Here is a 12,797-nt window from a genome sequence, read left to right as displayed (position 1 = left end):
TCTCCGCAGCCGCCCCGCGCTCAGCCCGGGTACGGCACCGCCGCCGCCGGCCACCCCGAGGCCGCGAGCTCCGCGCGCAGACGATGGTGGTGCTGCACCGCGCCGAGGGAGTCGGTGCGGAAGGCGATGGCGAGGGCCGCGTCGGCCCAGTAGGCGTCCCAGCCGGAGTAGCGCTCGAAGACGCGGTCGCCGACCGCGGCCAGCAGCTCCCAGGCCCGCGCCGCCGGGAGGTAGCCGGCGACGTAGGCGTAGCGGATCGCTCCGATCGTGCGCTCGGTGTCGCCCGCGAGCAGGAGCAGCGGCGGACGCCCGTCGACCGCCTGGGCGAGCTCGAGGAGGTGGAACTCGCTGCCGCCCGTGAGCGCGGCGACCCGGGAGCGCATCCGCTCGGCGTCGGCGGAGGCCGAGACCTCGGCGAAGCGGGTCGAGAGCGGCCCGCGGGTGAGCACGTCGGCGACCAGCAGTTCGATGTCGTCGGCCGAGGCGATGCGGAAGTCGCGGTCGAGCGCGACCCGGTGCTCGACGAGCGGATGCAGCGGCAGCTGCTGCCACGGCGCTCCCTTCGCTCCGTCGGCGTAGCGGCGCCGCAGCTCCTCCGGGAGCTCGGCCCAGGAGGGCTGGAACGCGAGGGAGGAGTTCCAGCCGGCGAACGAGAAGTCGCTGACCGCGTCGAGCGCGAGCAGCTGCTGCTGGCGGAGGGACGGGCTCGGCGAGCCGGCCGCGCCGAGGTACGCGAGCTGCTCGCGGCGCGGCGCGCGCGCATCCCACTGCTGGAAGCCGACCGTGGCGGCGAGCAGCCCGAAGGCCAGAGCGAACGCGAACGCCGTGAACGCGACGACGCTCTCGCCGCCGCCGAGCGCGAGCCCCCACGCGAAGCCGACCAGGCCCACCGGAGCCGCGAAGGCGATCACCAGGAGGGCGCGGCGTCCGGCGCCCTGACCGCGACGATGCGCATCGGCCGCCCGCGCGTAGCGCAGCCGGGGTCGGACGGGGAACTCGACGTCTCCGGGATGGTTCTGCAGCGGCACGGTCGCAGCCTAGGGGCGCAGGTCGCGCCGATGTGTGCTTGCCTGGTCGCATGACTCTCGCCGAAGCACTCCTCGAGCGGGCCGACCTGCAGAAGCGGATCGAGGCCCTCCAGTCGCGGATCGTCGCGAACGCCTCCTACCAGGAGGGGGAGGAGCCGACCGAGGACCCGGCCGAGCTGCTCGCCGACTGCACGCGCGCACTGGGCGAGCTCGAGCGGCTGGTCACGGCGATCAACCTCACCAACGCGACGGCGACCACTCCCACCGGAGAGGTGCTGACCGCGGCGCTCGCCCGGCGCGAAGCCCTGCGCGCGCGGCACAGCCTCCTGACCCGCGCGGCCGACGCGGCCGCCGGCGAGCGCGGCTACCGCCAGCTCCGGAGCGAGCTGCGCCGCCTGCCCGCGCTGCCGGTGCGGGAGCTGCGCGAGCAGGCGGACGCCGTGGCGCGCGAGCTGCGCGGGCTCGACGCCGACGTCCAGAGGACGAACTGGGGGGTCGAGCTGCAGAGCTGACACGAGACGCGGTGAGTCGGTAGGCGCACCGGAGCGAGCACGCACCGTCGGGCCGGCGGTTCATCCGGCCCTCTGTCACGCGGTGGGCAGCGTCCCGGCTCCGGCCGTCACTCACAGCCCAGCACCGAGGACCGGTGACCGCGCAGACAGGACACCTCATCACCATGTGCTGGCCGGTGCGCCGAGGGCGGGTTCGGGGACCTCACCGCGTCTCGGGCGCACGCGGACGCCTACCGGGTCGGGGCGGGATCTTCTCGAACGGGCACGTGGACGCACGCCGCGCTCGGGGCAGCGGCTCCTCGAACGGGCACGTGGACGCCTGCCGGGTCCGGGCCGGTGTCCGGCCGGCCGCGCCCGCCTTCCCGCCGCTCAGTACTCGATGCGCCCGCGCCGGTCGTGGAACTCGCCCGTCGGCCCGTCGGAGCCGAGCAGGGCGAGCGCGACGGTCGCGTCCGTGCCCTCGGTGACGGTCTGGTGCCCGCCGTGTCCGTTGAAGTCGGTCGCGGTGTATCCGGGGTCGCTCGCGTTGATCCGCATCGCCGGCAGGTTCTTCGCGTACTGCACGGTGAGCGCGACGACCGCCGCCTTCGACGCCGCGTAGGGGATCGCGGTGACGGGGAACTCGTCGTGGCCCTCGGTGCTCAGCCAGCGCGGCCAGCCGACTCCGGACGCCACGTTCACGACGACCGGGGCCGCGGAGGCCCGCAGCAGCGGGAGCGCGGCCTGCGTGACGCGCACGATGCCGACGACGTTCGTCTCGAGGACGCCCGCCATCGCCTCCGGGGTGAGGTCGTCGACGCCGAACGAGGTGCCGAGCACGCCGGCGTTGTTGACGAGCACGTCGAGCCCGGGCAGGGAGGCGATCGCGGAGTCGACGCTCGCCTGATCGGTGACGTCGAGGCGGACGGGGTGGGCGCCGAGCGCGCGGGCGGCGTCGCCGTCGGCGGTGTCGCGCATGCCGGCGTAGACGGTGTGGCCCGCCTCGAGGAGTCGGCGGGCGGTCTCGAGGCCGAGGGAGCGGTTCGCTCCGGTGATGAGTGTCGTGGTCATGCGCCCATCTTGCGCGGGTCGTCGGGCCTCGACCAGGCCGCGCTCGACGGGGGGACCGGCAGTACCTGGCTCGGCGACGGCGGGCGGAGGAGGATGGGCGGCATGGAGGAGTTCGCCACGGTGCTGCGCTCGTGGCGCGACCGCATCCGTCCCGCCGACGTCGGCCTGCCCGCGGGCTCGGGCCGCCGCGCCACGGGCCTGCGCCGCGAGGAGCTGGCGGCACTCTCGGGCGTGAGCGTCGACTACCTCGTGCGGCTCGAGCAGGGACGCGCACGGAACCCGTCGCCGTCGATGCTCCGCTCTCTCGCGGTGGCGCTCCGGCTCACGGACAGCGAGCGCGACCACCTCTACCGGGTCGCCGGTGCCGCCGTCCCCTCGCCGGGCGTCGTGCCGCAGCACGTGAGCCCGGGCGTGCAGCGGATCGTCGACCGCCTGGGCGACGTGCCGCTCGCGGTGTTCACGGCGGCCCACGACATCCTGCTGTGGAACCCGCTCTGGGCCGCCCTGAACGGCGACCCCTCGGTGTACACCGGGCTGGAGCGGAACCTCGTCTGGCGGCACTTCACCTCCGGCCACGCCGGCACCGAGTTCGACGCGCAGCACGAGGAGGACTTCGCGAGCGACCTCGCGGCCGACCTGCGCGCGGCGACCGGGCGCTACCCGCGCGATCCGGCGCTCACCGCCCTCGTCGCCCGGCTGCGCGAGGAGTCGCCCGAGTTCGAGCGGCGCTGGGCGGAGGCGCGCATCGCCGAGCACCGCGCGAGCCGGAAGACGGTGACGCGGACGCCCGTCGGACCGATCACGATCGACTGCGACGTGCTCACGGCTCCGGGCACCGACCTGCGGATCGTCGTCTACACGGTGGCGCCGGGCAGCGAGGACGAGGCGCGGCTCGACCTGCTGCGGGTGACGGGGCTGCAGGCGCTGAGCACGGCGCCGGCGTGAAGCGGGCAGGCGCGGCTGGGGCGCGCACAGCGGAGCGGGGCGCTGGCTGAACCGGGCTGAGCTGAGTCGAGCGGGCCGGGCTGAGCCGAGCCGCCGGGCGGGGTAGGCCGGGCTCGTCCCACGACGGGCGGGGCTCGGCGCGGCCGACGGCGCAACCTGCCGATGCGGGCGAGCGGCGGCGAGTGACGGCCGAGGTGGACGGCGAGACGCGTCCGCGGCGCCGACGTCCGCGTCCCCGGACCGCCCGCCTCCCCGCTCAGGACGCGCAGTACGCGGTGATGAACGCGTAGAGCTCGCCCTTCTGCTCGGGGGTCGCGGCGACGACGACGGTGCCCTGCCGGCCCGCGGTTTCGACGGTGACAGGCAGGCGCGTGCCGACCTTGTCCTCGGCGAGCGCGTGGGTGTCGCAGCGGGTGGGGACGGCGTCCAGGACCACGGAGTCGAGGGTCCCGGCGGGCACGGAGCGGTCGAGGGTCCAGGCGTCGGCGGCGTCGGGCGGCTGCAGCAGGATCGTGGCGTCGACGCTGCGGAGCACGAGGGGGGTGCCCCGGACGTCGGCGGTGATGGTGAGGCGCGCCGGCTCGTGCGCGGCGCCTCCGGACGTGTCGATCCGCAGGGCGAGGTCGGCGTCGACGGTGCGGGCGAAGCATCCGGACCGGGCGAGAGCGTCGACGAACGAGAACGGGTCGTCGGCGGGGTACGCGTGCTCGCCGTGGCCGTCGATGGCGAGGACGACCTCGAGCGCGGCGGGCGCTTCCGCGACCGGGCAGGCGGGCTCGGGCACGTCGACGCGGAGGTCTCGCGAGGCCCCGTCGGGGACGCCCGTGCCGCCGGTCCAGGTGAGCGGGGCGGCGAGGCGCGGGTCCGTGAGGCGGGCCGCGGTGACCTCGATCGGGACGCCGCTGCCGTTGTGGACCTCGAAGGCCATGGTGCCGCCGGCGATGTCGGAGCGGTTCTGCTGGACGGAGACGGTGACCCCGGGAGCCGGGGCGGACGAGGCGGAGGAGCGGGCCGGGTCGGGGGTGGCCTGAGTCGGAGTGGCCTGAGCCGGGGTGGCGGTGGTCGGAGCCACGGCGGCCGCCTCGGTGCCGCTCGGGACGCCTGTCGCGCCTCCCGGCGCGCAGGCCGCGAGGGCGGGCAGGAGGAGCAGCGCGGCGGCGAGGGCGCGGAGGCGTCGCATCGTGCCTCCCTCCGCTCGCCGTCAGTCTGGCGCCCCGGCCCCCTCTCCGCGAGCGGGCGCTCCGGCACCCCCAGCTCGATCGATGCGTCACGAACGGTCGCCACGGCGGGCGGATGACGACCGTTCGTGACGCATCGCCGGAGCGACAGGGGGTGAGGACGCGGGGACGCGCACCCATCCGGGTGTGCGTCCGCTCCGAAGAAGGGCGGGGACTTCAGGAGGAGACAGATGGCACGCGGCAGATGGCACGTCGGCACGATCGTCGCGCGAGTGCGCGCATCCGCAGCGATCGGGGCCTCCGGGCTCGAGGCGGTGGAGCGGGCGGAGCGCCGGGCAGAGGTCCTGCGCATCGCCGGGGGAGTCGACTCCGGTCGTCTCGGCGACGACCAGGCGATCGCGGCGTTCGGCCGGATCGTCGACGGCCTACAGCGCGACCTGCCCGGCTCGGCGCTCGGCGCCTAGCCCGCGAGGCCGGCGTCCCGGCACCCGCCCGAAGCGGACACCCGCCGGGCCGGCATCCCGAGCCTCCGCGCGGCGCTGAAATCCGCCGGGCGAGCGTGCCGACGGCCCACTGGGCGCGGAGACCCGCCAGCCCGGCACCCCGAGCGCCAGCCCGGCACCCCGAGCACCCGCGCGCCGCAGAGCCCCGCTACCCCAGCGTCCCGAGCGCGATCCGCGGCAGCAGCCGCTGGATCGCGACGGCCGCCGCGCCGCGCGCCCACTCCACGAGCCCGCCGTCGTCGACGAGCAGCGCCAGGGGCGGAGCGTCCGGGTCGCGCGTGGCCGCGATCGCGGCGTCCACCACCGCGGCCTGCTCCGTGTAGAGGGCGACGCCCTCCCCGGCCAGGATCACCGTGCCGGACATCGAGAGGTTGCCGATCGCGGCGATCATCGTCCCGAGCGCCGTGCCGGAGTCGGCGAGGATGCGCTCGGCACCGGGGTCGCCCGCGCGAGCGGCGGCGAAGCCCTCGGCCAGGGTCAGCTCGCGGCCGGTGGCGACGAAGAGCTGGCGGAGGAGCGAGGGCAGGCTGAGCATCGCGGTCGAGCAGCCGCGGTGGCCGGCCTCGCAGACGGGGCCGGTGGGATCCAGCGGGTAGTGGCCGCCCAGGCCGAGCCCCGCCTCCGGGGGCGCGACCACCCGGTCGTGCACCACCAGTCCGTAGCCGACGCCCGCGCCGACCGTGAGCACCGCGAAGTGCGGGATGCCGCGGCCGCGCCCGAACCAGTGCTCGGCGCCCGTGAGCGCGACCACGTCGTTCTCGAGGGCGACCGGCAGCCCGAGGGCGGCGGAGAGCGGAGCGGCGAGGTCGACGTCGCGCCAGCCGAGGAACGGCGCGCGGCTCACCCGGCCGTCGGCGGCGATGCTCCCGCCGAGCGTCACGCCCAGGCCCGCGAAGGCGGAGGGGCCGCCGAGCTCGTCGACGACCGAGACGATCGCGGCGATGACGTCGGCGGGCTCCGTCCCCGGCAGCGGGCGGACCAGCTCCCGCTCGGTGCGCGCGCGCAGGTCGGTGCGGACGGCGAGGACCTCGGTGCCGGTGATCTTCACGCCCGCGAAGCTCAGCGCGTCGGCGCGGATGTCGAGCGGGCGGGCGGGGCGGCCGACTCCGGTGCTCTGCTCGAGGCCCTCGACGACCAGGCCGCCGTCGAGGAACGGGCGCGCGAGCCGGGTCAGGCTGGCGGGCGAGAGGCCGAGGCGGCGGCCGAGCTCGGCCCGCGAGACGGGACCGTGGATCAGGACCTCGCGCGCCAGGAGCTCGGAGGAGCTCCCGGAGGCGTCCTCGGCGACGATGGTGTCGGTCACGGGGCTCCTTCTTTCCGGCCTGGTAGAAAGCTACCGGCAGTGCGCCGCTCCAGGAACGGATCCGGACACTCGCGCCGCTCTTGACACCCCTATTACTTCTGCTCTAGAAATAAGCCATGCACCGCAGCATCGCCCCCACGAACGACTCCGTGACCCTCTCCGGCCAGGAATCGCGCCTCTTCCACCTGCAGGACGGGGGCACCAGCGTCGTCATCGACGCCCGCCTCGTCACCTTCCCCACGATCGTGCACTGGGGCGCCGCGCTCGGAGATCTTTCCGCCGCCGAACTATCCGCCCTCGCCGACGCCGCCCTCCCCCAGCGCGTCTCGGGCGGACTCGACGCCTTCGCGCCGTTCGGCCTCGTCGCCGTCGAGGCCGACGGCTGGCAGCACGCCCCCACCTTCGAGGGCACCCACGAGCGCTCGGCCGCGTCGGAGCGGTTCGAGGTCGAGAGCATCGAGGCGCTCGGCTCCGCCCTCCGGACCGTCGCCACCGGCGCGGGCGTGCGCCTGACCGTGGACCTCGAGGTCGACGCGGCCGGCCTGCTCACCCAGCGCGCCCGGGTCGAGAACCTCGACGCCCGCCCGTTCCGCCTCGAGCGCTTCGAGCTCGGCTTCCCGCTCCCCGCGACCGCGCGCGAGATCCTCGACACCACCGGGCACCACCTCCGCGAGCGCCACCCGCAGCGCCGCCCACTGACCATCGGCGAGCACACCCGCCGCACCCGCCGCGGCCGCCCCGGCGCCGACGCGACCCTCCTCCTCGCCGCGGGCACGCCCGGCTTCGGCTGGGAGCGCGGGCTCGTGCACGGCGTCCACCTCGGCTGGAGCGGCGACACCTCGCTCCGCGCCGAGCGCACCGTCGAGGGCGTCTCGCTCCTCGCGGCCGGCGAGCTGCTGCGGCCCGCCGAGATCGAGCTCGCGCAGGGCGAGAGCTACGAGACCCCGGTCGCCTACGGCTCCTGGGGCGACGGGCTCAGCGCTCTGCAGGCCCGGTTCCACGCGTCGCTCCGCGCCCGCCCGCAGCACCCCGTCGCTCCGCGGCCCGTCACCCTCAACACCTGGGAGGCCGTCTACTTCGACCACGACCTCGCTCGCCTCACCGCCCTCGCCGAGCGGGCCGCGCGGATCGGGGTCGAGCGCTTCGTGCTCGACGACGGCTGGTTCCTCGGCCGCCGCGACGACACCGCGGCGCTCGGCGACTGGACCGTCGACCCTTCGGTCTGGCCGGAGGGCCTCACTCCGCTGACGGACGTCGTCACCGGCCTGGGCATGCAGTTCGGCCTCTGGGTGGAGCCCGAGATGATCAGCCCCGACTCCGACCTGGCCCGCGCGCACCCGGAGTGGATCCTCGGCCCGGCCGGCCATCTCCCGGCCTCGGGGCGGCAGCAGCAGGTGCTCGACCTCTCGCAGCGCGGCGCGTTCGAGCACGTGCTCGACGCCCTCGACGCGCTGCTGACCGAGTACCCGATCGCGTACCTCAAGTGGGACCACAACCGCGACGTGATCGAGGCGGTCTCGCCCGCCACCGGCCGCTCCGCCGTCCACGAGAACGTGCTCGCGCTCTACCGCCTGCTCGACGAGCTGCGCTCCCGGCATCCCGGCGTCGAGATCGAGTCGTGCGCCTCCGGGGGCGCCCGCGTCGACCTCGGGATCCTCGCCCGCACCGACCGCATCTGGACGAGCGACTGCATCGACCCGCTCGAGCGGCAGACCATCCAGCCCTTCACCCAGCTGGTGGTGCCGCCCGAGCTGATGGGGCAGCACATCGGAGGGCCGCGGTCGCACTCGACGCAGCGCACCCACTCGCTCGCCTTCCGCGCCGGCACCGCGCTGCCCGGCCACCTCGGCATCGAGTGGGACGTCTCGGATCTCGCCCCCGCCGTCGAGGAGGAGCTGACCGCCTGGGTCGCCTTCCACCGCGAGCACCGGGCGCTGCTGCACACCGGGACGGTCGTGCGCGCCGACCTCGCCGACGACGCCGCCTCGCTCTCCGGAGTCGTCGCCGCCGACCGCTCCGCCGCCCTCTTCACCTTCGCCCAGCTGCGTACCGGCGAGACCTACCCGCCCGGCCGGATCACGCTCCCGGGCCTGGACCCGGAGCGCACCTACTCCGTGGCGCTCGCCCCGGTCACGTCGCCGCTCGGCGGCCCCGGGCAGTCGCCGCTCGGCTGGGCCGAGCACGGGACCGCGCTCCGCGGCCGCGTGCTGGGCACCGTCGGGCTCCAGGCCCCCGTCCTCGATCCGGAGCAGCTCGTCGTGCTCGTGCTCACCGCCCTCTGACCCGCCCTCCCGGCTCCGGAGCCGACCCGCTCCACGGCCGCCGCACCTGCTCTCGCACCGCCCTCCGCGGTCGAGCGCGCCCTGAGACCTGTCCCCACGCGCAAGGAGGCGCCGCATGTCCGCTCATCCGCATCCCCCCGGGTTCTCCCGGCGGCTGTTCCTCTCGGTGCCGCTCGCCGCGGCGTCCGCCGCCGCCCTCGCCTCCTGCGCCTCCCCCGGCGCCGGCGACGGAGTGACCACGCTCGACTTCTTCCAGTTCAAGGCGGAGGCGGTGGAGGACTTCGCGCGGATCATCCGCGAGTTCGAGGCGGCCAACCCGGACATCCGGGTCATCGCCAACAACGTGCCCGACCCCGACACGGCCATCCGCACCCTGCTCGTCAAGGACAAGGTGCCGGACGTGCTGACCCTGAACGGCAGCGGCTACTACGCCGACCTCGCGAAGGCCGGCGTGTTCCACGACTTCACCGGCGACGAGCTGGTCGAGCGGGTGAACCCGGCGGCCCTCGACATCCTCGCCGCCCTCGGCAGCTTCGAGGGGAAGGAGGTGAACGCGCTCGCCTTCGCGAACAACGCGGACGGGATCCTCTACAACCGCACGATCTTCGCTGAGAACGGGATCGAGGTGCCGACCACCTGGGACGAGCTGATCGCCGTCTGCGAGACGCTCACCGCCGCCGGGATCACTCCCTTCTACGGCGCCCTGCTCGACAACTGGACCGGCGCCCCCGCCTTCAACGCGCTCGGCGGGCAGCTGCAGCCGGACGGCTTCTTCGACGCGATGCGCGAGGAGGGAGCGGCGCTCGGCCCCGACTCCCCCGTCTCGTTCACGAAGGACTACGCGACGACGATGGAGCGGCTCGGGCAGCTCTTCTCGTACACGCAGGAGGGCTCGTTCGGCCGCGGCTACGACGACGGCAACCAGGCCTTCGCCGCGGGCGAGGCGGCCATGTACCCGCAGGGCATCTGGGCGATCAACCCGGTGCGCACGAACAACCCGGACATCGACCTCGGCGTCTTCCCCTACCCGGTGCTCGACGACCCGGCGGACACGCGGGTCACCTCGGGCGTCGACGTGGCCGTCGCCATCGGCCGCGGCACTCCGAAGCTCGACGCGGCCCGCCGCTTCGTCGACTTCCTGCTGACCCCCGGAGTCGTCGAGCCGTACGTCGAGAGCCAGGCCGCCTTCTCGCCGCTGGTCGGCGCCGCACCCAACTCGGACCCCACGCTGGCCGAGCTGCAGCCCTACTTCGAGCAGGGACGGCTGATCGGCTTCGTCGACCACCAGATCCCCGCGAGCATCCCGCTCAACCCCACGCTCCAGGCGTTCCTCGCCAGCGGGGACGCCGACGCGGCGCTCCGGACCCTCGACAGTGAGTGGCGCAAAGTCGCGGCACGCACGACCAGGAAGTGACCCCATGACCACGACCACGACGGCCGCCGCGCAGGCGGTGGCGACCACTCCTCCGCCGCCCGCGCGCCGCAAGCGCACCATCGGCCGCACCTCGAAGACCTTCTACTGGATGACGGTCCCCGCCGTCCTGCTCTTCTTCGTGCTCCACACGGTCCCGGTCCTCACCGGAATCTTCTTCAGCTTCACGGACTACGCGGGCTACGGCTCCTGGGACCTGATCGGCGCCTCGAACTACCTCGCGCTCCTCCAGGACGACCGTGTCTGGAAGGCCTACGGGTTCACCTTCGGCTTCGCGATCGTGGCGACCGTGCTGGTGAACGTGATCTCGCTCGCCATCGCCGTCGCCCTCAACGCGCGGATCAAGTTCCAGACGGCGTTCCGCGGGATCTACTTCATCCCCTACGTGCTCTCGACCCTGGTCATCGGCTACGTGTTCCAGTACCTCTTCGCGAACTCGCTGCCGCAGATCCTCGGCGCGATCCCGGTGATCGGCGAGAACATCCTCGCGAACGCCGACTGGGCGTGGGTGGCGATCGTGGTGCTGGCGGTCTGGCAGGCCTCGGCCTTCTCGATCATCATCTACCTCGCCGGACTCCAGACGATCCCGGGCGAGCTCTACGAGGCGACCTCGCTCGACGGAGCGGGGAGGTGGCGGCAGTTCACCTCGATCACGTTCCCGCTGATCGCCTCCTTCTTCACGATCAACATGGTCATCTCGATGAAGAACTTCCTCCAGGTGTTCGACCACATCATCGCCCTCACCAACGGCGGTCCCGGCACCTCGACGGAGTCGATCACGCTGCTGATCTACCGCGGCGGCTTCCAGGGCGGCGAGTACGCCTATCAGACGGCCAACGCCGTCCTCTACTTCCTCATCATCATCGTGGTCTCGCTGATCCAGTTCCGAGTCCTCAGCCGCAGAGAGGCGTCGTTCTGATGACATCGACCATCACCCCCACGACCGCCATCGCCCTCGGCGAGCCCGAGGGGCGGCGCAGGCCCTCCCGCGACACGTACCGGATCAACTGGTGGGCGACCGCGCTCATCGCGGTCTGCTCGCTGACGATCCTCCTGCCGCTCTACTTCGCCGTCGTGACCGCGCTGAAGACGCCCGACCAGCTCGGCGGCACCGGGTTCGAGCTGCCGACCTCGATCTCGTGGGGCAACTTCGCCGAGGCGTGGACGGCGACCCGCTTCCCCCAGGCCTTCGTGAACACCGCGCTGATCACGGTCGGAGCCGTCGTGCTGACGCTGTTCTCGAACTCGATGGTCGCCTACGCGGTCGCCCGGAACATGCACAGGCCGTTCTTCAAGGGCGTCTACTTCTACCTGCTCGCCGCGGTCTTCGTGCCGTTCCCGATCATCATGCTGCCGGTGGTGAAGGAGACGGCCCTGCTGGGCCTGGACAACCAGGCCGGGCTGATCCTGCTCTACGCCGTGTTCGGGCTCTCGATCAACACGTTCATCTACACCGCCTTCATCCGCTCGATCCCGATCGAGCTCGAGGAGGCGGCGCGCACCGACGGCGCCTCGACCTGGCGGACCTACTGGCAGGTGATCTTCCCGCTGCTCGGCCCGATGAACGCGACCGTCGGGATCCTGACCTGCGTGTGGGCGTGGAACGACTTCATCCTGCCGCTCGTGGTGCTTTCGGACCCGTCCGCCCGCACCCTGCCGCTGGCCGAGTACGTCTTCCAGGGGCAGTTCAACACGAACTACACGATCGCCTTCGCGTCCTACCTGATGGCGATGGCGCCGCTGCTGATCGTGTACCTCTTCGCGCAGCGCTGGGTGGTCAGCGGAGTGATGCGCGGGTCGATCAAGTAGCGGTCGCGGCGAGCGCCGCCTCGAGCAGGTCCGTGAGCACGGTGCCGCGCGAGCCCGCGTCCTCCGGGTGCCACTGCACGCACCAGAGCGGCGCGGACTCGTGCTCGAGGGCCTCGACGGTGCCGTCGTCGGCGCGGCCGACCACGACGAGGCCCTCGCCGGGACGGTCGACGGCCTGGTGGTGGGAGCTGCGGACGTCGAGCTCGGCGGCGCCGAGGATGCGAGCGAGGGCGCTGCCCGGCTCGAGCGCCACGCGGTGGTCGACCATCCCCGACAGGTGCTCGCCGGGGACCGACCGGCCGACGTGACCCGCGCCGGGCAGGTGCTGCACGAGGTCGCCGCCGAGGGCGACGTTGACCAGCTGCATCCCGCGGCAGATCCCGACCAGCGGGGTCCGCGTCTCGACGGCACGGCGGACGAGCGCGATCTGCGCGCGGTCGGCCGCGGGGAAGGACTGGCCGCGGTGCGGGTCGTCGGGCCGGCCGCCGTAGAGGGACGGGTCGACGTCCTCCCCTCCGGTGACCACGACGGCGTCGGCGGCGGCGAGCCGACGCTCGAGCTCGGCGGCGCCGGCCTGCTCGGCAGGGACGCGGTCGACCACGAAGCCCGCGGCGGTGGCGGCCGAGACGACGCTCGCGGTCAGCAGCTGCAGCTCGATCTCGAACTCGGGATCCTCGCGGCCGCCGTCGGCGACGTCGACGACGAGCAGGACGGGGCGGTCGGAGGCCATGCGGACATCGTGCCACCCGGCCGGC

At 73.9% G+C, this 12,797-nt stretch carries 12 protein-coding genes; 7 read left to right on the top strand and 5 right to left on the bottom strand.

The window, feature by feature from the left end; genetic code table 11:
- Nucleotides 1–20: 20 nt before the first annotated feature.
- Nucleotides 21–1,028, bottom strand: coding sequence for a DUF1266 domain-containing protein (locus C5D66_RS07400; RefSeq protein ID WP_104326864.1), 1,008 nt, complete (start codon nucleotides 1,026–1,028; stop codon nucleotides 21–23).
- 50 nt (nucleotides 1,029–1,078) lie between these two features.
- On the opposite strand from C5D66_RS07400, the gene C5D66_RS07395 reads away from it, so the two are divergent.
- On the top strand, nucleotides 1,079–1,540 hold the full coding sequence (locus C5D66_RS07395; protein ID WP_104224023.1) for a DIP1984 family protein: 462 nt from the start codon (nucleotides 1,079–1,081) through the stop codon (nucleotides 1,538–1,540).
- A 369-nt stretch (nucleotides 1,541–1,909) separates the two neighbouring features.
- Here the strand turns inward: C5D66_RS07395 and C5D66_RS07390 are convergent, their stop codons facing one another.
- The gene (locus tag C5D66_RS07390) at nucleotides 1,910–2,590 is read right to left on the bottom strand and encodes an SDR family NAD(P)-dependent oxidoreductase (RefSeq protein ID WP_104227483.1); all 681 of its coding nucleotides are present in this window, start codon (nucleotides 2,588–2,590) and stop codon (nucleotides 1,910–1,912) included.
- Between the two features lie 102 nt (nucleotides 2,591–2,692).
- On the opposite strand from C5D66_RS07390, the gene C5D66_RS07385 reads away from it, so the two are divergent.
- Entirely contained in the window at nucleotides 2,693–3,535 is an 843-nt protein-coding gene (locus tag C5D66_RS07385) for a helix-turn-helix transcriptional regulator (protein WP_104255236.1), read from the top strand.
- A 256-nt stretch (nucleotides 3,536–3,791) separates the two neighbouring features.
- Here C5D66_RS07385 and C5D66_RS07380 read toward each other — a convergent pair whose 3' ends face one another.
- Nucleotides 3,792–4,715, bottom strand: coding sequence for a hypothetical protein (locus C5D66_RS07380; protein WP_104326863.1), 924 nt, complete (start codon nucleotides 4,713–4,715; stop codon nucleotides 3,792–3,794).
- 228 nt (nucleotides 4,716–4,943) lie between these two features.
- On the opposite strand from C5D66_RS07380, the gene C5D66_RS07375 reads away from it, so the two are divergent.
- Complete coding sequence (locus C5D66_RS07375) at nucleotides 4,944–5,177, top strand: hypothetical protein (protein ID WP_104255235.1); 234 nt, start codon at nucleotides 4,944–4,946, stop codon at nucleotides 5,175–5,177.
- A 187-nt stretch (nucleotides 5,178–5,364) separates the two neighbouring features.
- Here the strand turns inward: C5D66_RS07375 and C5D66_RS07370 are convergent, their stop codons facing one another.
- Nucleotides 5,365–6,519 carry an ROK family transcriptional regulator gene (locus C5D66_RS07370; RefSeq protein ID WP_104255234.1) on the bottom strand — a complete coding sequence of 385 codons (1,155 nt, stop codon included), beginning with the start codon at nucleotides 6,517–6,519 and terminating at the stop codon, nucleotides 5,365–5,367.
- 116 nt (nucleotides 6,520–6,635) lie between these two features.
- On the opposite strand from C5D66_RS07370, the gene C5D66_RS07365 reads away from it, so the two are divergent.
- The 4 genes from C5D66_RS07365 to C5D66_RS07350 all read left to right on the top strand — a co-directional run bounded on the left by C5D66_RS07365 (nucleotide 6,636) and on the right by C5D66_RS07350 (nucleotide 12,042).
- Entirely contained in the window at nucleotides 6,636–8,801 is a 2,166-nt protein-coding gene (locus tag C5D66_RS07365) for an alpha-galactosidase (RefSeq protein WP_104326862.1), read from the top strand.
- Nucleotides 8,802–8,916: 115 nt separating this feature from the next.
- Nucleotides 8,917–10,215 carry an ABC transporter substrate-binding protein gene (locus C5D66_RS07360; RefSeq protein WP_104326861.1) on the top strand — a complete coding sequence of 433 codons (1,299 nt, stop codon included), beginning with the start codon at nucleotides 8,917–8,919 and terminating at the stop codon, nucleotides 10,213–10,215.
- 4 nt (nucleotides 10,216–10,219) lie between these two features.
- Nucleotides 10,220–11,152 (top strand): carbohydrate ABC transporter permease, encoded by a 933-nt coding sequence (locus C5D66_RS07355; protein ID WP_104225874.1) that lies wholly within the window; start codon nucleotides 10,220–10,222, stop codon nucleotides 11,150–11,152.
- Entirely contained in the window at nucleotides 11,152–12,042 is an 891-nt protein-coding gene (locus tag C5D66_RS07350; RefSeq protein WP_374953553.1) for a carbohydrate ABC transporter permease, read from the top strand. Before C5D66_RS07355 ends, C5D66_RS07350 begins: the two co-directional genes overlap by 1 nt.
- Here the strand turns inward: C5D66_RS07350 and C5D66_RS07345 are convergent.
- On the bottom strand, nucleotides 12,035–12,772 hold the full coding sequence (locus tag C5D66_RS07345) for a gamma-glutamyl-gamma-aminobutyrate hydrolase family protein (protein WP_104255231.1): 738 nt from the start codon (nucleotides 12,770–12,772) through the stop codon (nucleotides 12,035–12,037). The genes C5D66_RS07350 and C5D66_RS07345 overlap by 8 nt on opposite strands.
- Between the last annotated feature and the right edge of the window lie 25 nt (nucleotides 12,773–12,797).

Origin of the sequence: Rathayibacter sp. AY1B4 (assembly GCF_002932815.1) — a bacterium.
In the GTDB taxonomy this organism is placed as follows: Bacteria; Actinomycetota; Actinomycetes; order Actinomycetales; family Microbacteriaceae; genus Rathayibacter.
Note: the sequence above shows the minus strand (reverse complement) of the source record. Positions and strands in the feature narration are given on the sequence as shown.

Coding starts and splice junctions, on each gene's coding strand:
- C5D66_RS07345 (WP_104255231.1), bottom strand. CDS start 12,772: ATGGCCTCCGACCGCCCCGTCCTGCTCGTCGTCGACGTCGCCGACGGC.
- C5D66_RS07395 (WP_104224023.1), top strand. CDS start 1,079: ATGACTCTCGCCGAAGCACTCCTCGAGCGGGCCGACCTGCAGAAGCGG.
- C5D66_RS07385 (WP_104255236.1), top strand. CDS start 2,693: ATGGAGGAGTTCGCCACGGTGCTGCGCTCGTGGCGCGACCGCATCCGT.
- C5D66_RS07390 (WP_104227483.1), bottom strand. CDS start 2,590: ATGACCACGACACTCATCACCGGAGCGAACCGCTCCCTCGGCCTCGAG.
- C5D66_RS07365 (WP_104326862.1), top strand. CDS start 6,636: ATGCACCGCAGCATCGCCCCCACGAACGACTCCGTGACCCTCTCCGGC.
- C5D66_RS07350 (WP_374953553.1), top strand. CDS start 11,152: ATGACATCGACCATCACCCCCACGACCGCCATCGCCCTCGGCGAGCCC.
- C5D66_RS07375 (WP_104255235.1), top strand. CDS start 4,944: ATGGCACGCGGCAGATGGCACGTCGGCACGATCGTCGCGCGAGTGCGC.
- C5D66_RS07360 (WP_104326861.1), top strand. CDS start 8,917: ATGTCCGCTCATCCGCATCCCCCCGGGTTCTCCCGGCGGCTGTTCCTC.
- C5D66_RS07355 (WP_104225874.1), top strand. CDS start 10,220: ATGACCACGACCACGACGGCCGCCGCGCAGGCGGTGGCGACCACTCCT.
- C5D66_RS07380 (WP_104326863.1), bottom strand. CDS start 4,715: ATGCGACGCCTCCGCGCCCTCGCCGCCGCGCTGCTCCTCCTGCCCGCC.